Genomic DNA, 22,262 nt, shown 5'->3' with positions numbered 1-22,262 from the left:
CACGCGTGCGGCGGGGAGCGGTGCTCTCCGACATCTCGGAGAAGGCCCCTGGTCGTCCCGGGTGTTGGCCAAATGACGTCACCGATCAAGAACCTGACGGCCGTGACTGTCGTCTCCCAGCGTGAGATCAGTCAGGCGGGCACCGGTCGGGCGAACGCACCGGTGCGCCGTGCCGTGGGGAGCGGTCCGGCCGTGACCTGGCTGAAGGAAAGCGTGAGGAACCTCTAGCATTGTCGACTCGGAGGAAGATTCCGGTGCAGCTCGTGGCCAGACATGCGGAGCGGCGTGAGTTCGACGGACTGGTGACTTCGGCCGCCGTCGGGCGTGGTGGGGCCGTCGTGGTGGCGGGGGAGGCGGGCATCGGCAAGTCGGCGCTGGTCGACGCCGTGGTGCAGGCGCTGGACGGGTTCGAGGTGCTGCGGGCCGCCGGTACGGAGTTCGAGCACGACCTGCTCTACGCGACGCTGCACCAGCTGTGCGCCCCGGTCCTGGCATACCGGCGCGGACTGCCCGTGGTGCAACGCAGGGCCCTGGAGGCGGTGTTCGGCCTCGGCGCGCAGACCTCGCCCGACCCGTTGACGGTCGGCCTCGCCGTCCTGGGACTGCTGCACGAGGTGGCGAAGGACGCGCCGGTCTGCTGCGTGGTGGACGACGCCCAGTGGATCGACGACGCTTCGCGGCGCGTGCTGGTGTTCGTGGCCCGGCGGGTCTCCGCCGAGCGGATCGCGATGGTCTTCGCCACCCGCGACGCCGGCTCGCCGTCCGGCTTCGCCGAGCTGCCGCGGATGCCCCTCGCGGGCCTGGACGACGAGGACGCCCGGACCCTGCTGGGAGCCGCGACGCACATCGGGCCGGACGCCGAGGTCATCGACCGCATCCTGGCCGAGGCGCACGGAAACCCGCTGGCGCTGCTGGAGTTCGCCCACCACGCGGAACCGTTCGGCGTCCCCGGACCCCGGCGCTTCCGGGCCAGTGTGGTGGACACGCTGGAGGAGCAGTTCGTCCACCGCTTCGAGCGGCTGCCGGACGCGACCCGGTCGCTGGTGGTGCTCGCCGCGGCCGAGCCGGTCGGCGACCTCGACCTGCTGCGCAGCGCGGCGCGGCGCCTCGGGCTGGACGCCGCCGGGCTCACCCACGCGGAGAACGCCGGACTGCTGGTCCTGGGGCCGCTGCTGCGCTTCCGGCACCCGCTGGTGCGCTCCGCGGTCTACGCCTCGGCCACCCCGGAGAAGCGCCGGGGCATGCACGGCGCCCTCGCGGCGGTGACCGACCCGGAGACCGACCTCGACCGCCAGGCGTGGCACCGGGCCCACGCCGTCATCGACGCCGACGAGGACATCGCCGCGGAGCTGGAACGGTCCGCCGACCGGGCCCGGCTGCGCGGCGGATTCGCCGCGGCCGCCGCCTTCATGGAACGGGCGGGGCAGCTGACCCCCGCGCCCGACCGCCAGGCCGGGCGGCTGCTCGTCGCGGCCACGCTGCGCTTGCAGGCGGGAGCGCCCGATGCGGCCCGCGCACTGGTCACCCGCGCGGAGCGGCGCCGGATGGACGACCAGGGCCGCGCCAAGGCGCGCCTGCTGCGGGCCCGGATCGAGTACCAGCGCTCCCACGCGCCGCAGGCAACGGCCCGACTCGTCGACGCCGTGACGGAGTCGGCTCCGCCCGATCAGGCGCGGGACACCTACCTGGAAGCGTTCGCGTCGTTCATGTACAACGACATCCACCCGGGCCTTCTCCGGGACCTCGGCGCCCGGATCCGTGAGCGGGCGCCGCGGCGGGAGACCGCCGGGCCGGCCGATCTGCTGCTCGACGCGCTGCTGGACCAGGCCATGCTGCCCGTGGAGCGGGCGGTGCCCGCGATGCGCGACGCGGTGACGGCGTACCGTGCGGCCGACTCCTCGCCGGGCCCGTGGCGGATGAACCTGCTCTGCCAGGTCGCCATCGATCTGCGGGACGACGAGGCGGCCGAGGAGATCGCGGACCGGCAGGTGGACGAGGCACGGAGCCAGGGTTCCCTCGCCTCGCTGCCGCAGGCCCTGCGGTACCAGGCAGTCGCCAGAGTGTCGGTCGGCCGGTTCGACGAGGCGGCCGCCAGCCTCGGCGAGGCCCGGGCCGTCGACGAGGCGGCCGGCACGGTGCCCCTGCTGGGGCCCGAACTCGTCCTGACCGGCTTCCGCGGTGACGAGGAACGGTTCGCCGAGCTGCGGGAACTGGTGGGACGTGAGGGCCGGCCGTTCGAGGCCGCCGGTGAGCACTACGCCAGGGCGGTACTGCACAACGGGCTCGGCAACTACGATGCGGCACTGGACGCCGCGCTGACGGCCCAACGCCGCCACCAGGCAGGCTCGTACTCGATCTGGGCCGTCTACAGCGAACTGGTCGAAGCCGCCGCGCGCGCCGGACGCGCTGCGGACGCGGCCGTGGCCATGGAACACCTGGAGGCGCTGGCCCGCGCGAACCCCGTCCCCTGGGCCGTCGCCGAACGCCTTCGGGCTCAGGCCCTCCTCGAACGGGGCGACGACTGCGAAACGTTGTACCGGCAAGCCATCGGCCAGTTCACCCGGACCCGGGTACGGGTGCTCCACGCGCGCGCCCGTCTGACCTACGGGGAGTGGCTGCGCCGCGAGAACCGGCGGGCCGAGGCCCGCGACGAACTGCGGGCAGCGCACGACATGCTCTCCTGCATCGGCGCCCGCGCCTTCGCCGAGCGCGCGGCCCGCGAACTGCGCGCCACCGGCGAACAGCCGCGCCGGCACGGCGAGGACCCCCTCGGCCTGCTCACCGCGCAGGAACGGCTGATCGCCGGGAAGGTCGCCGCCGGAGCGACGTCCAAGGAAGTGGGCGTGATGCTCTTCCTCAGCCCGCGCACCATCGACACCCACCTGCGCAACGTGTACCGCAAACTGGGCATCTCCTCGCGCCGCCAGCTCCGCGAGATGTCGCTGTGACGCCCCGGCGCCACGGCACGTCACCACGACGTGCGCGACGGGCGCGACGGCCACGCCGTACACGAAGGCGGCTTCGACGGGGTGACGTACCACGGCCCGTTCAGGACTGGTCCCCACCGGACCGCCCGAACAGCTCGATCTCGGCGATGGCCACCTGCTTCTCGGCGGACGCGGCATGGGCCGACTCGACGGTGAACCGGACTTTGGCGGCCTCACCGACACGGAAGGACCGGCGTTGCTCGCCCGCACCCGGGTCCAGGGTGAGTTCACGGGTCGTGATCTGCCCGTCCCGGCCCGTGATCGTCGCCGTGATCCGGTGCGGCAGGGCGGACCGGTCGAGCTGATCGGCGCGGGTGGACGTCCCCGGCGTGATGATGACGTCGAGCAGCCGCACCGGACGGGAGAACTGCATCTCCACCCACTCGCCCTGGCCCGACTGCGCCACCCCGGGACCCCACCAGGTGTTGTTGAGCTTGTCGATGACCAGCTTCGGCCCGTGGCCCGGGTAGGAGCGGGAGGCCCGGATGTGGTCCGGCTCGACCGGAGCCCGTTTGGCGAAGTGGTCGCGGGTGGCCTGGATGCCGTCGGGCAGGTACAGCACCCCGAAGATCACCAGCGTCACGGCGACGGCCAGGGTGATCCAGGTGCCGACGCGGTCGAAGGCGCGGCGCAGTCGGGGACGGTCACCGGCCCAGGGGGTCTCCTGGCCGCCCGGGCCGAAGAGGCGGCGCCACCAGGGGCGGCGTCCGGGCGCGGGGGCGGTGGCGCTTTCGGCGAGGGGCATCGCGCAGCGGTTGCAGAAGTGGCGGTCCGGGTGGTTCGGCGTGGCGCACCAGGAGCAGGGCGGGCCGTGTTCCGCTCCCTGGGGACCGGGGGCGCGTACCTGGGGCCGTCGGGTGTCGGGGCGTCCGGGCAGGACCGGTGCCACGGCGGGGGAGGGGGCGGCAGGGGTGGCCTCGTGCTCCGGGACGGGCACGAGGAGGGAACGGGCGCGGTCGGCCGGGTGGCCGTTCCCGGTGGCGTTTCCGGTGCCCGGGCCGTTGGGGCCGTTGGAACGGTGCGGGCCGTGCGGGCCGTTCGGATCGTTCGGGCTGTTGGAGCTGCTCGGACCGGCCGGCCTCTCCGGAGGGAAGCCGTCCTGCGCCGAGGGCAGGGGGATACGGGGGTCGGTGTCCTCCAGGTCCGGGCCACCGGACGCGGCCCCGGCCCCGGACGCGGCCCGGGACGCGGCCCCGGCCCCGGACGCGTCGGCCGCTCCGGCACCGCCGCGACTCCCCCTGTGCTCCGGAGCCGGGCCCGAAGGACGGTGCCCGCTCAGGGAGGCAGACGCTCCCGCTACACCCGAGCCGGCGGGGCCCGTGGCCGTGGCCGTACCGTGCCCCTCGGCCCCGTCACCCTGCATCGGCGTCCGGTACGGCTCCGTACCCTGCGAGCCGTGGGCCCGGCCGGCAGCACCGGCCCCGGCAACCGCCGACGGGCCGCCACGGCCACCGGCCGAGTCCCAGCGCAGGACGGCTCCACAGGCATCGCAGAACGACTTCCCCGGCTCCGCGCGGGTGCCGCACTCACCGCAGTCCGGCGTGCTCATCTCTCCGTGGTCCTTTCGACGGTGGTCACCGTGACGGTGTAGGGCATGTGCGCGGGACGGGCCGCGGCCACGAGCGTGTCGAGGCGGTAGGTGTCGGCCGGGGCGGGGTCGGGCAGCCGCAGGACGACATGCAGATGGGGGCGGGCGCTGCCAGGGAAGGGGCCGCGCGGTCGCGCGCTCCAGGCGGCACCGCCGCTCTCCGTGATCTCCGGTTCGGCACCGAACGCCAGGCGTACGGCTTCCGACAGGCCGCGCCGGGTGCCCCGGACCCGGTGCAGGGCGACCGCGGCGGCCACGGCGGCGCGCAGCCGCGGCTCGGGTTCGGTGCCGTCGGTCTCGGCGCCCACCCAGGTGCCCAGCCACCGGGCGAAGTCGGCCGGGGTGAGCGCGGGGTCGAAGTAGGTGTCCAGACAGTCGAGCACGTTCAGGACCGGCGCGAGGACGTCGTCCAGCCCTCCGACGAAGCGCTGGGCGAGATCGTCGTCGGCGAAGACGGCCGGGAGCATCATGCCGATGGGGGCGGACGAGCCCAGGCCGTCGACGGAGCCTCTCATGAGCGCCCTCCCGGGCGCGCCGGCCGCGTCACGACCCGTCCCCGATCACCCGTACACGGTGGTCGAAGGAGAAGACCAGGGCCGGCGCATCGAGATCGATACGGTCGGTCGGATCGCCGCGCCGGCCGGTCAGCGGGTCGGCGGGGTGCAGCACGACCTCGTCGACCAGTTCCACGCCGGGGACGCGTTGCAGCACGGCGAAGACCTCACCGGCCTGGACCGGACGGCCGAAGGGCCAGCCACGGCCGTCCGTGCCGCCCGTGAGCGGGTCCAGGTGACGGTAGAGGGCGTCGTGGGCCTGACGCCGCACCCGGTCGGTGTCGGTGCCGCGGAAGGCGTGGACGGTGGCGACGACCGTGACGCCCTGGTAGTAGGGCGGGCCGACCGCGAGCCGGGTGCCGATGAGGCGGCGCTCGTCGAGATGGCGGGTGATGCGGCCCAGCAGGCGGTCGCCGGGGACGAGTTGCTCGAAGCGGAGCCGGCCCCCGGGGTCGGGCACCGCCTGCGGTACGACCAGCACCCGTACCGCGTAGGACCCGTACTCGTCCCGCTCGCCTTCCAGACAGGTGATGCGGGCGGTCTCGGGCGCGGCGCGGCGGGCGAGTTCCTCGTAGTCGCGCAGGGTGACGGCGCGTTCCTGGGCGCGCAGCGTGATCGGCGCCCGGACCTTGGCCTCCTCGACGGTCTCCCCGTCGACCCCGCCGCGGGCCGCTTCCCCGTTGACGACCTCGGAGACGTACGGGATGGAACTGCGCAGGACCCGTACGGCGCCCCGGGTGACGTTGCCGGTGCGGCCGCCCCCGGTGCGGTACCGGCGGGCGCGCACGACCGCGCCCTTGGGGGCGACCATGCCGTACTGGCGCAGGGTGCCGTCCGCCTCACGGACGGCGGGGCCGAAGGCGATGTCACCGGTCGTGGCGTCGAGGGTGATGTGGCGGTCGTCCGGCCCGGACGCGGCGAAGTGCGGGACGACCTGCCAGTCCTGCCAGCCGTCGTGCTCGGCGGTCTGGAGCAGCAGGGGCGGGTCGTCGCCGACCACGGGCGTCTGGGCGAGCCGCCGCCGCTGCCCGGGCAGGCCGGTGGATTCGCCGAGTGCCTCGTCGTGCACGGTGGCGGCGTGCACGACGCGGGTGGTGCCGCCGATGGTGCAGGCTTCGGCGGACCGTACGGTCGGTGACGTGGTGTAGAAGGGCTGGCCGGGCAGGGGCTCGGTGACGCGGCAGCGCAGCCAGCCGGCCTCGTGGCCGGCGTTGCGGGACAGCGTGTGCCCGCCGGGGACGTGCAGGACGACGTCGCCGGCGCGGTTGAGGCCGCCGGTGCCGTCGCGGTCCAGGCCGCAGGGCTGCCAGCCGTCCTCGGTCCACGCCTCCCACACCAGGGGCGGCTGCCGCGGGTCGACGCCGACACCGTCCACCCGGCTGTCGAGTTCCAGGGCGACGGCGCAGTGCGGTACGGCCGCCGTCAGGCCGATCAGCATGCAGTCGCCGGGGCCGGGCACGTCGGCGAAGCACCGTACGTCGGTGCCCTCGGCCAGCGCGGCGGTCCGGTCGGTGACGGGCTCGCCCCGCTGCTGCGTCACCAGGCGGCTCAACGCGCTGGGCACGATGGCCAGGTCGCGCTCGGTGGCGAAGACCACCGCCTCCTCCTGCTCCGTGCGCAGGGTGGCCACCTCGGTGCCGACCGGCACCGGCACGGCCTCCTCCTGGGGCGCGGACAGCCAGAAGGTGACGTCCGTACGGGCCGCCGTCGGCGGGAACAGGGTGACCCCCACCAGGTCCAGGAAGGCCAGATGGTTCTTCTCGGGCACCCGGTTGAGGCGGTAGACGATCTGGTCGGCCATGTGGGCGACGGTCTCGACGAGGGTGACGCCCGGGTCGGAGACGTTGTGGTCGGTCCACTCCGGCGCGCGCTGCTGGATGTAGCGCTTGGCGTCGTCGACGAACTGCTGGAAGCGGCGGTCGTCGAGGTTGGGGGAAGGCAGGGACATCAGGCGTCGCTTTCGGAGGAGTCGCCGGAACCGTCGTCGGAGCGGCCGCCGCCGGGGCCGTCCTCGTGGGAGGGGATGACGTAGAAAGGGAAGACGAGACTGCGCGGGTTGTTGGTCCCGCGGATCTGGTAGCGGATGTCGATGTACAGGACGCTGCGGTCGGCGCCGGTGGTCACCTGGACGTCGGTGACCTCGATGCGCGGCTCCCAGCGGTCCAGGGAGGCGTACACCTCGTGCTGGATACGGCCCGCGGTCTGCTCGTTGACCGGGGCGAACACCAGGTCGTGGATGGCGCAGCCGAACTCGGGCCGCATCGGACGCTCGCCCGGCGCGGTCGCCAGCACCAGCCGGATCGCCTCCTCGATCTCCCGCTCGCCGCTGACCAGCGCGATACCGCCGGTCGGCCCGATACGCAGCGGGAACGACCACCCGGAGCCGACGAACTGTTCGGCCATCAGAACCACACCCGCCTTCCACGGACAGAGAGACAGACACCACTACGCGCACCGGTCCGGAGGACGCCGCTCACCCCGCCATCGGCAGAGGTGGTGTGACAGCGGCGAAGAAGAGCGGGGACGAGATGGTGGTCTTGGCGCCGTTGATCATGTTGGCGACCGAGGTGAGCTGGAGGGAGCCGCCCGCGGTCAGGGTCGCGATGCCGCCCGCGGTCATGTTCAGGGCCCCTCCCGTGGTGAGCCCGATCTGTCCCGCGGACCTGAGGTTGATCAAGCCGGTGGAGTCGACGGTGAGCGCGCCGCCGCTCCTGATGCTGAGCAGGCCACCGCTCTGCAGGCTCAGCCGGCCACGGGCGCTCAGCGTGAGGTCGGTCCCGGCTTCCACCGACACCGATCTGCTGCCCTTGATGGTGACCGACCCCTTGCTGTCCACGACGATCTCGGTCTTCGTCCGGTCCAGGCTGACGGTCAGCCGCTTGTCGCCGGACGTCAGCCGGACGCCCTGCCTGCGGCCGCCGGTCTTCTGGCTGAGCAGGTCCATACGGTTGCCGTCCCGGTCGGAGACGGTGTGCCGGCTCGCCTTCTTGCGTACGGTGTCGTGCAGCGGCACGTCACCGACGACGGTCGGCTTGTCCTTGCCGTTGTAGAGGCCGCCGATCACGAACGGGTGGTCCAGGGCGCCGCGGTCGAACCCGACCAGCACCTCGTCGTTGACGTCCATCGGGAACACCCCGCCGCCCCCGAGACCGCCCAGCTGCACCGTCCGCGTCCAGTCGCTGACGTAGGTGTCGTCCAGCCAGGGGAACCGCAACTTCACCCGGCCCTGCTTGAGCGGGTCGTTCACGTCGGTGACCAGGGCGTTGGCCACACCCGGCAGCCTGGGTCCGGTACCCGTGCCGCCCCCGCCGGAGGCCAGCCCGAACAGCGAACGCCACTGCCGGCCGCTGACGGTCACCCACGACTCGTAGTGCTTCCCGTCGCCGAAGACATGCCGTACGGACGTCGCCGTGTACTTCCCCTCGAAGGGTGCGCCGGTGTCCGAGAGCGTCACCGGCACCCCGGGCCGCAGCCGGGTGTTGCCCAGCACCACGATCTCCACCTCGGCGAAGGCCCCGGTCACGTCGTCGGCGAGGGCATCGGAGGCGAACCGCACCTCGGCCGACTTGTCGTACGGGGTCGACGTCTCGACCAGCTTGCCCGCCTTGAACCTGCCCGCCGCCTTGCCGGGCGTCTCGCCGATGGCGAAGCCGGGATTGTCTTTGGCGGGCGAGACGGAGCTGAGCGCCTTCTTCTGGGTGACGTCCCAGCCGCGCGCCTCCACCTTGCCGACCTGGTCGGCGGCGGTCACGGCGGCCCGCAGCCGCAGGATGTCGATGCCGGCCTTCAGTTCGAGCGGATCCTCGCCGTCCATGCTCGCCGCGGGCGCGCCCGAGGCGGGCTTCGGCTTGACGAAGCAGAACCTGCCCTTCGCGTCGATCGACATGACGGACTCGTTCTCGTCGGCCAGCCGCGCCAGGAAGTCCCAGTCGCTGACGTTGGACTGGCTGATGAACTCGTACACCGTCTTCGTCGACTGGATCGTGCCGATCGGCACGCCGTCCTGCGCGGCCAGTTTCCTGGCGATGTCGGAGGCGGACTGGTTCCGGTACGCCGCCACCCGGCGCTGGCGCATGAGCCGGTGCCCGAAGTCGTAACCCCGGATGATGGTGAAGGTGCCGGTACCGTCGTAATCGGCTTCGAAACCGGTGATCTCGCCGGTGAGCAGCGTGTCACCGGCACCTTGGCCGTCGGTCACGGTCGCGATGGTGACCGGGGTGCCGAACGTCGCCCCCAGCCGGCTGATCATGACCCGGTAAGGGTCGCGGAAGGTCAGTTCGAAGGCGGCGGGGACCCCGGCGCCCTGGTCGACCCAGCCGTCGACCAGGGCCTCCACGGCGTCGTCGGGCAGTTCGCCGCCGATGGAGACCTGGAGGACGGCGGACGTGGCGGGAGCGAGCATCAGTGCCGCACCTCCTCGGCGGCGGGCAGGACGAGTTCGGTGCCCGTGGGCAGCCGGGACGGGTCGTCGATGCCGTTGGCCTCGGCGATCGCCCGCCACGAGGCCGCGTCCCCGTACTCCCGCCAGGCGAGGGACTGGAGCGAGTCACCGGCGACGACCCGGTGCACTCGCTGCGCGGTGAGCGCGCCCGACGTCGGGTTCTGCCGCCGGGTCTTGCGCGGAATCTCGTGCAGCTGCATCCGGCAGGTGGCGCGGATGGGGACGCCGGTGGTCCCGAACAGCGTGTACGAGGCTTCGACGGAGCTGACGTACGCGGTGAACCGGGCCGTGGAGAAGGACCCCCACTGGAACACCACCCAGGGCGGGGAGGGTTTCTTGGCCGCCGAGCTCTTGGCGGTCACCACGCAGCAGCTCAGCAGCGCCGCCACCTTGTTCAGCACCGTGTTGCTGGTCGGCCGGTCGGAGGAGTCGAGGAAGACCTCCAGGGACATCGCCCGCGGCTGCGACCCCATGAACTCCGGCCGCGCGCCCTTGCGTACGGCGATGGCCGGCGTCACCTTCCACTGGGCGGCACGGCTGAGGGACAGCTGCGCCGGGTTGAAGTCGAAGCCGAACGTCTTGATCAGCGCGCCCGGGCTGGTGCCGGTGCCGAGCGGCGGCTCGTGGATGGCGAGGGTGGCCCGGACCAGGCTCTTGCCGGCGCCGTTGCTGCTCTTGGGCATGGGGTGGTCTCTTCGTTCCTCGGTCGGTCGGCGGTCTTCAGTCGGTGAACCCGTGGTGGGCGATCTCCAGGACCTCGGTGGCGACGGCTGGACTGGCCGGGTCCAGGGCCGGGCCCTGCCAGCTGACGGGCAGCACGTCGATCAGGCCCCACCGCGCGACCTCCGAACCGTCCGCGCGGAGCGCCGTGATCTGGGCGGTGGGCCGCTCGATGCCGGTCTGGACGGAGGAGATCCACTTGGCGACCTTGGTGGTGTCCGGGGTGAGCGGACGGGTCAGCCGGATGGTGGAGAAGGTGACCCGGGTCGGCAGCCGCCAGACGAAGCCGTTGTTGCCGCCCTCCTGCCGCTGCTCCGTCTCCACCTGCGACGACAGCCCGTCGCACCCGTTGAAGTAACCGAGGCTCTCGCCGTCGATGGTGAGGGTGAACCAGAGGGACGAGCCTGGGTCCTGGCGGGACATCGAGGGGCCTTTCTGTCAGAGCGGTCAGAGGTACGGGACGGGGCGGGAGGCAGGTCGCCCGCCGGTCACTGGCGGGGGTCGCGGAGTCTGCCGATCCGCTCGCGGTCCATCCGCAGTTCGGTGCGGATCAGCCGGGTGACGCGGCCGATGATCCGGTGCACCAGTTCGTCGAGCTGGAAGTCGGTCAGGGCGCGTGGGTCGAATGCGGTGGCGGAGGGGTCCGCGGCGTCGGGTCGGGGTGTGCTTTCTGCTGGTCGCTGCCTTGGAGGGTGCTGCCTCGGAAGGGGCTGTCCTGGAAGCTGGCGCTGTGGAAGTGGGTCGTACGGGGGGAGGGCATCGGCGGCGGAGGTGGCCGAGGGGGGCACGTACGGGGACGGGGTGTACGAGGGTGGGGGCTCGGCGCGCCCCACAGTTGTGGGGCGGTGGTGTGTCCGGGGCCGGGGCGGTGTGGCCCCGGCGGCGGACGTGCCGGTGGCCGATTTGGGGGCACGCTGGACGGCCAGGGGGAGTGGAGGCAGGGGCTGGGTGGGCGGGGTGTTGTTGGTCCTGGAGGCGCGGGGCAGTGGGGGTCGGGGTGCTACTGGGGGCGAGGCCGGAGGCGACACCGGAGGCGATGTCCGGGGTGCTGTCGGGGGTGGCGCCAGGGGAGGCGCCGGAGGTGGTGCGAGGGAGGTCACGGGGAGGGGGCGAGGAGCGGTGGTGGGGCGGTGTGGTGTGGGGCGCTGCGGGGTGGGGTGGTGCAGTGGTGCGCTCTTCGGAGGCGTGGCGCGGCGCTGGACGTTGACGGGGGAGGAGGCAGGAGCGGAACGCGCTGGAGACCGTGGGGCGGCCGGAAGCCTCCCGGCCGGGGGCGCGGGGAGCGGGGAAGGAGCGGGTGCGGCTGCTGCTTGGGGCGGGGGGAGGGCGGGAGGGGGAGCGCCCGTGGGGGGTGAGGGTGTGGCCAAGGGGATGGCGTCCGCTGGCGCGTTGATGACCGGGGCACCCAGTGGTGAACGGCGCCGCGCGGTCACTGGCGGAGCGCTCTGGCTCACGGGCGTTGCCTGGGGGGAGCGTGAGGTGGGGGCCAGCGGTGGGGTGAGGGTTGCAGGAGTGGGGTTCGTCTGGTGGCGGGGCGTAACGGCGGGCTGCACAGAGATTTCGGGCGTACGCGACGCGCCGGCCGTGGTGGGGGGAACGGCGGTCGGCGGCGCGGGCATCGGCGTCGCCGAGACCGGGGCGCCGAGGCCGGTTGCGGCGACCTTACGGGTGACGCTGCGCTGAACCGGCCGGTGGGGCACGGGTGGGCCGGGGGCCCGGTCAGGGAGCGGGTCCGGCACGGTACGGGACGTGGCGGACGGAGCTGAGCCCACGGCGGGGGAAGGCGCCGAGGACGGAGGAGCAGGAGGAGCAGGAGGAGCAGGGGGAAGGTCTGGGGCCGGACGCGGTGCGTCAGAGCTGGTCGCCGAAGGCGCGGTGGGTACGGCGTGGTCGTCGGCGACCGGGAGCGGCCGCGTCCCTTGAAGTGATCGCTGCACAGGGGGCATTGCGTTCAGCTGACTCGAAGCCGAAGCCGAAGCCGAAGCCGAAGCCGAAGCCGAAGCCGAGCCCGGGGCCGGTACGGGGGCCGAGGCCGAGGTGGTGTCCTTGGCCGCGCCGCCGACCGCAACCGGGCGAGCGGGCGATGTCTGTTCCGAGGGCGTGACAGGCCGGGGAGCGGCGCCTTGTACCTCCGGGAGTGCGCGGGCGGGGGCCGCCGAGGTGTCGGTGTCGGTGCCGCGCGGGGCGGGTGCCGGAGCGATAGGTGGGTCCTGTATCGGTCCTGTTGGCGGACCGGCCGGTGGGCCGTCATCGCTGGGCGACGGCGACGGCGACGGCGATGGGGATGGGGATGGCGATGGCGATGGCAGCGGCGACGGCAGCGGTGATGGGGAGGGCGATGGCGACAGCACCGTACCGGTGGGAGGCGCTACCGGGGCACGGTCGCGGGGGGCCGCTGCCCGCTGTACCGCGGCGCCGGTTTCGACCCGCCCAGGCGCTGTACGCCGGCGAGTTGCCGTGATTTCACCGGCCGAGGCCGGGGCGCCGGCTGTGCTGCTCTTCGGTGACGGCGCGGGGCGGCTGGGGGTTTCGCGCGGGGCGGCCGCTCCGGTTCCTCCTCCGCCGTCTCCGGCCGGTGCGGCCGTCCCGGACTCCCTACGGGTGCCGACCGGCTCGCGCGCGGCCTCCGCGACGCTCGTCTTCGCCTCCGGCGTCGGCGCAGCCACCGCAGTACTCGCCGAAGCCCTCAAGTCCTGCCGAGCCACCGGCAGAATCCGCCGTCGCACGACGCCTGGCCCGGTCGGCGCCTTGGTCAGGGGCAGCCGGGACGGAGCGGGCGGAGCGGGCGTCACACGGACACCGCGAGCCTTGAGCGGGACAGGCACTGGTGCCGTTGGTGTCTCCTGAGGCGCGGAAGAAGCAACCGGAGCCGAAGACACGGCGGACGGAGTAGAGGACACGGCGGGTGCGTCCATGAGTGCCGGTGATTCGGCAGGGAGCGCCGGCCGGGCGGCCGGGGCAACTGCCGGCCGCCCCCGCGTCACCGCTGCCGCCCGGGCAACCGGGGTGGCGGCAGCCCCCGTACCCGGATTCGCCCGGGCACCAGTGGCGGCCGTGGCAGCAGGCAGGGACCGGCGAACGCCGCCGGAAGGCCGAACCGCCGGAGTCCGCGGGCCCGAAACGACCGGCCCGGCAGGCTTCTCAGTCCCAGCAACACCAACAGAGCCAGCAGCCTCCACAGACCCGACAGGCTTGACGACCTTTCCAGCCCGAACCTCCCGGCCTCCGGAAGCCGACCCCACTCCAACCCCAGCCCCACCCCTGGTCCCAGCGCTTGCTCCAGACCTAACGCCACTCCCCACCCCCACCGTCCCCAAAGTCCGCAACGGAACCACAGGCCCCCGCCGCCCAGCAGGCTCCGCCGGCGACGGCGACCCCGGCGCCCACGGCAGCGTCCTCGACGGCCGTTCCAGCCCTGTCACCGGCCGGGCCGTGACGGTGACCGCCCCCGGAAGCAGCCCGGAGGGAGCGGTGTCGAGAACGCCGATGCGCGTGCTCGCCGCATCCGTGAACGACGGGTTCTGCCAGGTCGGCAGCCGCTTGCCGAACCCGGCGTCCGCGACCTCGGCCCGGCCGTCGGTCACGGACCGCTGGATGGCCGGCAGCGTCCGCCAGGCGGTCACGGACGGCGTACCGTCGCCAGCCCGACGGCCCGTGTCCTCGGGAGCGTGCCGCGCCTCCGTACCCCCGCCGTCCCCACCGTGCTCACGACCGCCCCGGCTCCGTAGCCGCTCCAGGAATCCCATGGTTCAGTCCTCCGCACCGGCGCGCGTCACGAAGGACGCGATCCGGTCCGTGAAGCCGCGGCGGTCGTGGTGTTCGAGGTCCAGGATCGTCTCCAGGTCCCAGTGGAAGTGGAAGGCGACGTACGCGATCTCCTCGTGCAGCCGGTCGGTCGCGTACGTCACGATTCCCCCAGGCGGCTCCCGCCGAGTTCCACCTCGAACGGTTCGGAGCAGTGCGGGCAGTCCACCGCGGCGCGGGTGTGGCCCTCGGCGTTGATCTGGCGGTAGAAGTCCTGGAGGAACGCGAGGTCGGAGGCGAACATGTTCTCCACGATCCCGTCGTGCACCATCGGCAGCGTGCCCAGCCGGGTGACGACCCGGCCGAGCAGGACCACCGACAGGTACGCGGGGTTCTCCTGGACCCGGACGTCGCGCAGCGGGACCAGTTCGTCCCGTGCCGTGGACAGGCGCATCACGCCGTCCCGGTGCACGGTGCCCGCCTCGTCGACGTAGCCGCGCGGCAGTTGGAAGGGGAACTCGGTGCGCAGGCTGCGCGGCGCCGCGTCGGCCGGAGCCGTGGCGGCGGGGGGCGGAGCGGGGGCTTCCGTTCCCGCCGCCGCGGCCCGGGGGACCGGTGGCGCCGGCGCGGCCGTGCCCGCGCCCGGCGCACCGGCAGCCGTGCGCCGCATCATTCGATGACCAGCTCTTCGAAGACGATGGTCACGGTCTCGGAGAGCACGGCGGCCTCGCCGGCCTTCAGCGTGCTCGCGTCGATCTTGCTGCACCAGGCGTTGCGCAGGTTGTAGCGCTTCACCGGGTTGTCCTCGTAATCCATCATGATGATGGAGGCGTTCTTGCGGGCCGTGCTCATCCGCCCGTTGATCGAGTCGTTGATCCACTGCGTGAACGAGGACGACTGGGTCATGCCGCGTACGACGGTGCACTGCCCGTTCTTCTGCACGCCGGGCAGAATGTTGATGTCGACCTTGCCCTGCGCGGTGTTCTGCGGGCTGACGATGACGTCCTGTTCGATGGTGAGGCCGCTGACCTCCGAGAGGTACTCGACCATCACCCCGTCGATCTGCAGGCCGAAATTGTGTGAGGTGAGGGAGTCACCCTGCATGAGTGCCATGGGTTCGCCGTCCTTCCGGGCTCGGTGGCGGTGGGCTGTGAGTGGCTGGTACGGAGGCGGGCGGCTTACTCCTCCAGCTCACCGCTGCCGCTGGAGAACTGCGACAGCCGGAAGATCACGAACTCGGCGGGCTTGACGGGCGCGACACCGATCTCGCACACGACCCGGCCCAGGTCGACCGACTCCGGCGGGTTGGTCTCCTCGTCGCACTTGACGTAGTACGCCTCCTGGGGCCGCTGGCCGAAGAGTGCGCCGCTGCGCCACTCGGTGACCAGGAACGCCGAGATGTTGCGCCGGATACGGGCCCACAGCGCGTGGTCGTTCGGCTCGAACACCACCCACTGGGTGCCGATGAGGATCGACTCCTCCAGGTAGTTGAAGTACCGGCGGATGTTCAGGTAGCGCCACTCGGGGTCGGACGAGAGGGTGCGGGCTCCCCACACGCGCACGCCGCGGCCGGGGAAGGCCCGGATGCAGTTGACGCCGACGGGGTTGAGCAGGTCCTGTTCACCGCGGGTGATCTGGAGTTCCAGGTCGACGGCACCGCGTACGACCTCGTTGGCGGGAGCCTTGTGCACACCGCGCTCGGAGTCGTTGCGGGCCCAGATGCCGGCGACGTGGCCGCTGGGCGGGACCATGCGGGCCTGGCCGGTCGCCGGGTCGAAGGACTTGATCCAGGGGTAGTAAAGCGCCGCGTACTTGGAGTCGTAGCCCGCGGTCTCCTGGCGCCACACCCGTATCTGCTGGGCGTTCAGGCCGGGCGGCGGGTCGATGACGGCCACCCGGTCGCCCATCAGCTCGCAGTGGGCGATGAGCCCGAGCTGGACGGCCTTGACGGCCTCCAGGTCGATGGCGCCCCGCTGGTAGGCGGCCATGAGGTCGGGCACGGCCACCATGGAGATCTGGTCGACGGCCTCCAGACCGCCGAAGCCGGTGCGGTCGGCGGAGTCGCCGAGGTACTGGGCCGGGCCGGGGTTCGCGGTGGTGTCCCGCTGCGCGGGCACGGGCGCGGTGGCCGGGGCCGGGGCCGGCGGTGCGGCGAGGGTGACGGTCTGGTTGTCCGGGCGGGCGAGCTGCGCCGCCGGCACGGCCTCCGTCACGGTGATGAGCTTGGAGCGCTCCTTGACCTGGGTGACGACGTAGGACCGGTTGCCCTTCTTGGCGCTCACGTCGAACGTCTCGACCGGCTTGTCACCGTCCCTGACGACGAGCTTGAACCGTTCGGCGGGGCCTTCCCCTTCTGGATCGGCGACCTCCACGGTCAGCGGGCCGGCCGTGCCCTGGGCGAGGGCCGCCACGGAGAAGGTGCCGAGCTGGCGTGGCTCGGCGGCGGGCAGCTGCGCCGTGGGGGCCGAGCCGGTCACCGCGGCGGAGGACGCGCCCTCGCCGGAAGCGCCTTCGGCGGCACCGCCGATCCGCACCACGTACGCGGCGGAACCGCCGTTGTTGAAGAAGCCGTAGACGGAGTGGGCGAGGTAGTACCCGTCGGTGAAGTCACCGAAGGAGGCCACGTACTGGGTCCAGTTGGTCACCAGCGTCGGCTCGTTCAGGGGCCCGGCCGGTGCGAGCCCGACGAAGGCCGCCACGGAGGTGCCCACGCCCTCGATGGGACGCGAACCGCTGGCCACCTCCTCGACGTAGACGCCGGGCGACAGGTAGGACGGCATGCTCTGCTCTCCTCGGAATACGAGACGGGACGTCTCCACCCTCCGGTACGGCCCCCGCCGCCGAAACGTCCTCAGGTGCCGGGCCCTGGGCAGTGCCGCTGCCCTCAAGGGCGTGGGGGCGTGCCTCCCCGGCCGGCCGGTGGCGGCCCGCCGCCCGGGACACCGGAGCCGCCGGGCGCGCGGCGCCGGCACCGCCGGAGAGCGGGGCGCCGGACCGCCGGCCGAGGGCACCCGGCACCGCCCGTCCGGGCAGCCGGGTCTGCCCGGAGGGCTCGTGACGGTGTCCGCCGCCTCTCCTAGCGTCGTGGCGTGAGCCCTTGGACTTCTTTGGAACCCGCTTCCGCGACCGTCAGCCCCGGCAGCAGCACCACGGTGCGGCTGCGGGTGCGCAACACCGGAGACATCGTCGACGAGTACCACTTCGAGCCGGTCGGTGATCTCGCCCCCTGGACCACCGTGGAGCCGCAGGCGCTGCGGCTCTACCCGGGGACGACCGGCACGGTGGACCTGACGTTCGCGCCGCCGCGCACGCCGGACGCGACGGCCGGCCCGAATCCGTACGCGGTACGGGTCACGCCGACGGAACATCCGGACGCCGTCACCGTCCCCGAGGGCAACCTCACCATCACCCCCTTCACCGAGGTGCGCGCCGAGCTGGTGCCGCCGACGGTGCAGGGGCGGTTCCGGGGGCGGCCGCGGCTGGCGGTGGACAATCTCGGCAACACCAAGGTCACCGCCTCGCTCAGCGGCAAGGACGCCGGCGAACGGCTGTCGTACGAGATCCAGCCGGGCAACGTGCAGATCGAGCCGGGCCGGGCCGCCTTCGTGAAGGTGACGCTGCGGCCCCGGCAGATCACCTGGTTCGGCTCCAAGCAGGAGCAGCCGTACGCGCTGGCCGTACGGCGTTCCGGTACCGAGCCGGACGAGGTGGCCGGCACCTTCGTGCAGCGCGGCGTCCTGCCGGGATGGCTGGCCACCACCTTCGGTCTGCTGCTCGCACTGACGATCGCGTTCGTGACGATCTGGCTGGCGTACCGGCCGCAGGTGCGGAGCGTGGCGCGGGAGAAGCTGGAGAAGGCCGGCCAGATCGCGCCGCCCAGCCCGTCCGCACCGATCAGCAGTCCACCGCCCAAGGCGGAGAACAAGCCCAGCCAGGAGCCGGAGAAGCCCGGCGGCGGAGAGGAGAAGCCGAAGGACGGCGGGGGCGGCGAGCCCGAGAAGAAGCCCGAGGAGCGCACCGCGGCCACCGCGGTACGCGAGCTCGTCGCCCGCGGCGCCGGCCGGCACATCTGCTACCGCGCCTTCGTCCAGGACGACGGCTGGCAGGAGCCGGTGTGCGACGGGGCCGAGGCCGGGACGGTGGGCCAGGGCAAGCCGGTCAAAGCCCTCAACATCGCGGTGTCCGGCGCCAAAGGCGTCACCGGCGCGTCCGCCTACGTGGGCGAGGGCTGGCGCAAGGGGGACGCGTGGCAGAAGGAGGACGACGCGACGGACATGGTCCTCGGCAGCACCGAGAGCGCCGACCCTCCCCTGGAAGGCTTCACCCTCCAGGTCTTCGACGGCTCGGTGTGCCACGAGGCCCGTGTGAAGGACCAGGACTGGACGGGCAAGCTGTGCACCGAGCCGGGCAAGTGGAGGTACGGCGGCAGCCCCATGGAGCTGAACCTCCAGTTGGAGGCGGTCCGCTTCACCGTGTGACCACGCGCCGGCCGGGCGAGCAGCCCCGCCGTGTCACCAGCTCGTCTCGTCCGGGACCAGCCGGCCCGCCTTGCGGTACTCGCGGCGGGCGCCCTCCCGCAGGTCGCCCGCCGCGACCGGCTCGTCCCGGCCCGCCGCGAGGTAGGCGGCGGTGACCACCGCGCTGCGGATCGAGCCGCCGGCCAGTTCGAAGTCCTCGGCCAAGGACTCGACGTCGACGTCCTCGGCGCGGGGCACGTGCGACAGGCCGTGCCGCCACAGCGCGAGACGCTGTCCGGCGTCCGGGAACGGGAAGTCGACCACCTGATCGAGGCGGCGGGTGAACGCGTCGTCGATGTTGGCCCGCAGATTGGTGGTCAGCAGGGCGGTGCCGTCGAAGGACTCCAGGCGTTGCAGCAGGTAGGCGCTCTCCAGGTTGGCGTACCTGTCGTGCGCGTCCTTGACCTCCGAGCGCTTGCCGAACACGGCGTCGGCCTCGTCGAAGAGGAGCACGGCGTCCGTACGGTCGGCCTCCGTGAAGATCCGTTCGAGGTTCTTCTCGGTCTCGCCGACGTACTTGTCCACGATCGAGGACAGCTGGACCACGTACAGATCGACCCCCAGGTCGGCGGCGATCACCTCGGCGGACAGCGTCTTGCCGGTGCCGGACTCGCCCGCGAAGAGGCCGAGGACGCCGCGGCCGCGGCCGCCGCCGGCACTGAGCCGCCAGTCGCCGAGCACCCGGTCGCGGTGCCGGGCGCGCAGGGCGAGTTCGCGCAGCTGGGCGAGGGGCCCGTCGGGCAGGACCAGGTCGTGCCAGTCCACCGCGGGCCGGATGCGGCGAGCGTGCCGTTCGAGGCCGGAGGCCGACTGCTGCCGCGCGGCGAGCTGGACGTGGGCGGCGGTGAGCGCGGTGCCGTCGAAGGCGGCGAGCGCCGTCGCTGCCCGGGCGGCGCGGACGATGTGTTCGCCGCCGAGATGGTACGGCGCCACGGTGGCGGCCAGGTCGAAGCCGTCGGCCGCCGGCCCCAGCGCGGTACGCCAGGAGGCCGTGCCCCCGGCCGGCCGCCGGGGAGCCTGGAGCACCAGCGGGTCGTGCGCGGACCACTGGGGATCGTACGGACGGGAGTCGGTCAGCAGCACGGTCACGTCGGTGGCCGCGGACAGCTCGGCGACCATCGGCCCCGGGTGCTCGGGCAGACCGTCCACCACGGCCGCCCGGCCGGTCAGCCGCGCCTCCCGCAACAGCTCCGGGACGTGGTGCGGTGGTCCTTGGAAACGCAGCGCGTCCACGCCCGCCTCGTGCAGCGCGGACGCGAGGGCCGCCAAGGCATCGCCCGCACGGTGCTCCCGCAGGTAGACGGTGAACGGCCCGTCGCCGAGGCGCGCGGCCAGCCGCCGTACGAAGGCCGCGTCGTGTTCCGCACCGGGCAGCGGCTCCGGCATCGGATGCAGCAGCCCGAGGAGTGCGGCATCCGGGATGTCGTCACCCAGCAGATGGGCGGTGAACCGGTCGGGTACGGACAACGAACGGGTCAGAAGCGGTCGTTCGGGCTCCTCGACGGTCAGCAGTCCGAGGGCGCGCAACGGCGCCGAAAGGTGGAACCGGGCGCGCGCCTCCGGCAGGTGCGCGGGCAGCCCGCACAGGTCGAGGGCGAGGCCCACGGTGGCGCGGCGGCGGCTCACGTCGTCGTTGAGGTAGCCGTACAGCGGCTCGAAGGTGCGGTCGAGGTCGGGGGCGAGGGCGATGAGGAGCACGGCGGTGTCCAGCTCGGTCAGCCGCAGCCGGGCGGCCGTACGGGCCAGACGGTCGTCGGCGTCCGGCGGCCACTCCGCCGATGCGTCCGGTGCTGCGTCCGCTTCCCAGACGCTCTCCGGCACCGCACGCGGCCAGGTGCGCAGCAGACGGCCCACGGCGTCCTCGGACAGGTAGAGGCCGCGCAACGGGTCGTCCGCGGTGGGATCGCCGGCGGAGCGGTGTTCGACCAGCGCGGTCACCGCGTTCCGCAGCTCCGCCAGCCGGCCGAGGAGCGCACGCGCCGGACCGGCCGCCCCAAGAACCCCGGAAGCCGTGGAGAGAACGTCGTCCAGGGGCGAGGTACTGCTCACGTCTGCTCCTTGCGGCGGGCCGCCGCCTGCTCGTGTGCGGCGCGGGCCTCCGCGATCTGACGGGGCCGGTGGCCGCGCTCCTCCGACCGGGGCGGGCCGCCGTCCGCACCGCGTACCCGGACCACCGCTCCCTCCGTGACCGGGGGCCCCGCGTCGTAGTCGGGGAACGCCGGGAACGGCACGGTCACCGCGACATCCAGGGAGGGCTTGAGCTCCCCGCCCAGCGCCGACCAGATGTCGGCCAGGGAACGGGCCTCCGACTGGCTGCCGCTCACCGTCACCGGTACCGCCAGGCCGAGGCGCCCGAGTGATTCCGGAAGCTCCTCGGCGGCGAGCAGTTCGTGCGGCAGCAGGGTGGCCAGCACCGCGGACAGCAGCCGGTGTTCGTCCTGCGGTGTCTTCGTCCAGGCCGTCACCAGGTAGGAGAGCTGGAACCAGCGCGGCGCGCGACGGCGGCGTACGACGATGTCGCGCTCGTCGCGCAGCGCCGTGCGTCCGCGCTGCCGCCGGGCCATGTCCTCCCGTACGTCGTACAAATAGGCGTTGACCACCGGCGCGTTGCGCCGCGCCGCCCAGTCACGGGTGGGCACCTCGAAGGACACGTCGATACCGGCCCCGGCCAGAGCCCCGCCGCCGATGAGCCCCTTGAGGACCTCGTCCACCTCATGAATCACTTACGTGCTCCCACCTGCCGGCCGCCCCGCCGTCCCCGGCATCGGCGCTGCGCGGCCCTGCCGCCGGTCGCGTCGGCTGTGCGCGGCCCTGCTGCCGATCGTGGCCCCTGTGCCGTCCGGGGCGCAGGCACGCCGGGGACGACGGCGGGGCAGTGCTCGTGCCCCAAGGACCGCGCCCGCCGTCCGTCCGGTCAGATGTAGCCCTCGCGGAGGGCGTACGCCACCGCGTGCGAGCGGTTGCGCAGGTGCAGGCGGGTGGTGAGCCCGTGCATGACGTTCTTGACGGTGCGTTCGGAGTACGACAGCTTGGTGGCGACCTCCGAGGTGTCGAACCCCTCGGCGACCAGCCGCACGACGTCCACCTCGCGCGAGGTGAGGCCCAGGAAGGACCCCGGCTGGTCGGCGCCGCCCCGGTGCAGGCGGCCCACCTGGCTGATGAGCCGGCCCAGCAGGTCGGCGGGCAGGTCGCCGCCGCCCTCGGCCGCGGTCAGCACCGCCTGCACCAGCCGGTGCGCGGTGGCCTCGCGGCGCCACACGATGGCGCCCGCGCCGCACTCGATGACGTCCAGCAGCTCGTTCTCGCGGATGGTCCCCACGACGAGCACCACCCGCGCTCCCTCGCTGCGTACGAGCCGCCGCAGCCGGGCGAGCGCCGCCTCGTCGAGTACGTCCTCGACGAGCACGGCCACGGTGGCGGAACCGGCGTCCTCCCCGAGATCGACCTCCGGGTGGCGGCGCAGCTGGCTGAGGACCCCCTCACGGCTGATCGGGTCGGGTGCGGTGACCGCCACCCGCACCCGCCGCGCGGTGGGTACGGAAGCCGTGGCGGCCGGAGGCGAGCTGAGCACGTGATTCCCCTGTCCTGTTCACCGGCGCGTCCCCATCCGTCCGGAGCCGGTACGTGACTGCTGTACCGACCATGCCGCCGGAAGGGGAATCACCGCGTCGGCGAGAACTACGTAGCCGGGGCCTTACGTAATCCCGCGCC

17 protein-coding genes are annotated in these 22,262 nt (G+C 73.1%); 2 read left to right on the top strand and 15 right to left on the bottom strand.

Annotated features, from left to right (window positions below; genetic code table 11):
- Positions 1 to 263 precede the first annotated feature (263 nt).
- Entirely contained in the window at positions 264 to 2,948 is a 2,685-nt protein-coding gene (locus JXZ78_RS01455; protein ID WP_033038721.1) for an ATP-binding protein, read from the top strand.
- 100 nt (positions 2,949 to 3,048) lie between these two features.
- On the opposite strand, the gene JXZ78_RS01450 is transcribed toward JXZ78_RS01455, so the two are convergent.
- The 12 genes from JXZ78_RS01450 to JXZ78_RS01395 all read right to left on the bottom strand — a co-directional run bounded on the left by JXZ78_RS01450 (position 3,049) and on the right by JXZ78_RS01395 (position 16,814).
- Complete coding sequence (locus JXZ78_RS01450) at positions 3,049 to 4,536, bottom strand: NADase-type glycan-binding domain-containing protein (RefSeq protein ID WP_030022149.1); 1,488 nt, start codon at positions 4,534 to 4,536, stop codon at positions 3,049 to 3,051.
- A complete protein-coding gene (locus JXZ78_RS01445) occupies positions 4,533 to 5,090 on the bottom strand; it encodes a phage tail protein (protein ID WP_030022148.1) in 558 nt (185 codons plus the stop codon). Before JXZ78_RS01445 ends, JXZ78_RS01450 begins: the two co-directional genes overlap by 4 nt.
- 28 nt (positions 5,091 to 5,118) lie before the next feature.
- Positions 5,119 to 7,077, bottom strand: a complete 1,959-nt coding sequence (locus tag JXZ78_RS01440; protein ID WP_030022147.1) for a putative baseplate assembly protein — start codon at positions 7,075 to 7,077, stop codon at positions 5,119 to 5,121.
- Complete coding sequence (locus JXZ78_RS01435) at positions 7,077 to 7,532, bottom strand: GPW/gp25 family protein (RefSeq protein ID WP_030022145.1); 456 nt, start codon at positions 7,530 to 7,532, stop codon at positions 7,077 to 7,079. The genes JXZ78_RS01440 and JXZ78_RS01435 overlap by 1 nt, the downstream gene beginning before the upstream one ends.
- Positions 7,533 to 7,602: 70 nt before the next feature.
- Positions 7,603 to 9,531 (bottom strand): VgrG-related protein, encoded by a 1,929-nt coding sequence (locus tag JXZ78_RS01430; RefSeq protein WP_030022144.1) that lies wholly within the window; start codon positions 9,529 to 9,531, stop codon positions 7,603 to 7,605.
- The gene (locus tag JXZ78_RS01425) at positions 9,531 to 10,253 is read right to left on the bottom strand and encodes a CIS tube protein (protein WP_030022143.1); all 723 of its coding nucleotides are present in this window, start codon (positions 10,251 to 10,253) and stop codon (positions 9,531 to 9,533) included. The genes JXZ78_RS01430 and JXZ78_RS01425 overlap by 1 nt, the downstream gene beginning before the upstream one ends.
- A gap of 37 nt (positions 10,254 to 10,290) precedes the next feature.
- The gene (locus JXZ78_RS01420; protein ID WP_030022142.1) at positions 10,291 to 10,713 is read right to left on the bottom strand and encodes a phage tail protein; all 423 of its coding nucleotides are present in this window, start codon (positions 10,711 to 10,713) and stop codon (positions 10,291 to 10,293) included.
- Between the two features lie 65 nt (positions 10,714 to 10,778).
- Positions 10,779 to 11,078 carry a hypothetical protein gene (locus JXZ78_RS01415; RefSeq protein ID WP_033038709.1) on the bottom strand — a complete coding sequence of 100 codons (300 nt, stop codon included), beginning with the start codon at positions 11,076 to 11,078 and terminating at the stop codon, positions 10,779 to 10,781.
- Positions 11,079 to 14,039: 2,961 nt separating this feature from the next.
- Entirely contained in the window at positions 14,040 to 14,198 is a 159-nt protein-coding gene (locus JXZ78_RS01410) for a DUF6760 family protein (RefSeq protein WP_167745411.1), read from the bottom strand.
- On the bottom strand, positions 14,195 to 14,704 hold the full coding sequence (locus JXZ78_RS01405; RefSeq protein WP_030019508.1) for a hypothetical protein: 510 nt from the start codon (positions 14,702 to 14,704) through the stop codon (positions 14,195 to 14,197). The genes JXZ78_RS01410 and JXZ78_RS01405 overlap by 4 nt, the downstream gene beginning before the upstream one ends.
- Positions 14,704 to 15,147 carry a phage tail protein gene (locus JXZ78_RS01400; RefSeq protein WP_030019509.1) on the bottom strand — a complete coding sequence of 148 codons (444 nt, stop codon included), beginning with the start codon at positions 15,145 to 15,147 and terminating at the stop codon, positions 14,704 to 14,706. The genes JXZ78_RS01405 and JXZ78_RS01400 overlap by 1 nt, the downstream gene beginning before the upstream one ends.
- Positions 15,148 to 15,212: 65 nt before the next feature.
- On the bottom strand, positions 15,213 to 16,814 hold the full coding sequence (locus tag JXZ78_RS01395) for a phage tail sheath subtilisin-like domain-containing protein (RefSeq protein ID WP_030019510.1): 1,602 nt from the start codon (positions 16,812 to 16,814) through the stop codon (positions 15,213 to 15,215).
- Positions 16,815 to 17,123: 309 nt separating this feature from the next.
- Between JXZ78_RS01395 and JXZ78_RS01390 the strand changes: the two genes are divergently transcribed.
- Complete coding sequence (locus tag JXZ78_RS01390; protein ID WP_030019511.1) at positions 17,124 to 18,512, top strand: hydrolase; 1,389 nt, start codon at positions 17,124 to 17,126, stop codon at positions 18,510 to 18,512.
- A gap of 33 nt (positions 18,513 to 18,545) precedes the next feature.
- On the opposite strand, the gene JXZ78_RS01385 is transcribed toward JXZ78_RS01390, so the two are convergent.
- The 3 genes from JXZ78_RS01385 to JXZ78_RS01375 all read right to left on the bottom strand — a co-directional run bounded on the left by JXZ78_RS01385 (position 18,546) and on the right by JXZ78_RS01375 (position 22,122).
- Positions 18,546 to 20,582, bottom strand: coding sequence for an ATP-binding protein (locus JXZ78_RS01385; RefSeq protein ID WP_030019512.1), 2,037 nt, complete (start codon positions 20,580 to 20,582; stop codon positions 18,546 to 18,548).
- A 14-nt stretch (positions 20,583 to 20,596) separates the two neighbouring features.
- Entirely contained in the window at positions 20,597 to 21,274 is a 678-nt protein-coding gene (locus JXZ78_RS01380) for a Pvc16 family protein (protein WP_030019513.1), read from the bottom strand.
- Between the two features lie 191 nt (positions 21,275 to 21,465).
- A complete protein-coding gene (locus JXZ78_RS01375) occupies positions 21,466 to 22,122 on the bottom strand; it encodes a helix-turn-helix transcriptional regulator (protein WP_050502340.1) in 657 nt (218 codons plus the stop codon).
- Positions 22,123 to 22,262: the final 140 nt, after the last annotated feature.

This window comes from Streptomyces monomycini (assembly GCF_022271435.1).
Classification (GTDB): domain Bacteria; phylum Actinomycetota; class Actinomycetes; order Streptomycetales; family Streptomycetaceae; genus Streptomyces; species Streptomyces monomycini.
Note: the sequence above shows the minus strand (reverse complement) of the source record. Positions and strands in the feature narration are given on the sequence as shown.

Bases quoted from the DNA above. Each gene is read 5' to 3' on its own strand.
- JXZ78_RS01430 (WP_030022144.1), bottom strand. From the start codon at position 9,531: ATGCTCGCTCCCGCCACGTCCGCCGTCCTCCAGGTCTCCATCGGCGGC.
- JXZ78_RS01425 (WP_030022143.1), bottom strand. From the start codon at position 10,253: ATGCCCAAGAGCAGCAACGGCGCCGGCAAGAGCCTGGTCCGGGCCACC.
- JXZ78_RS01440 (WP_030022147.1), bottom strand. From the start codon at position 7,077: ATGTCCCTGCCTTCCCCCAACCTCGACGACCGCCGCTTCCAGCAGTTC.
- JXZ78_RS01435 (WP_030022145.1), bottom strand. From the start codon at position 7,532: ATGGCCGAACAGTTCGTCGGCTCCGGGTGGTCGTTCCCGCTGCGTATC.
- JXZ78_RS01405 (WP_030019508.1), bottom strand. From the start codon at position 14,704: ATGCGGCGCACGGCTGCCGGTGCGCCGGGCGCGGGCACGGCCGCGCCG.
- JXZ78_RS01445 (WP_030022148.1), bottom strand. From the start codon at position 5,090: ATGAGAGGCTCCGTCGACGGCCTGGGCTCGTCCGCCCCCATCGGCATG.
- JXZ78_RS01420 (WP_030022142.1), bottom strand. From the start codon at position 10,713: ATGTCCCGCCAGGACCCAGGCTCGTCCCTCTGGTTCACCCTCACCATC.
- JXZ78_RS01450 (WP_030022149.1), bottom strand. From the start codon at position 4,536: ATGAGCACGCCGGACTGCGGTGAGTGCGGCACCCGCGCGGAGCCGGGG.
- JXZ78_RS01395 (WP_030019510.1), bottom strand. From the start codon at position 16,814: ATGCCGTCCTACCTGTCGCCCGGCGTCTACGTCGAGGAGGTGGCCAGC.
- JXZ78_RS01400 (WP_030019509.1), bottom strand. From the start codon at position 15,147: ATGGCACTCATGCAGGGTGACTCCCTCACCTCACACAATTTCGGCCTG.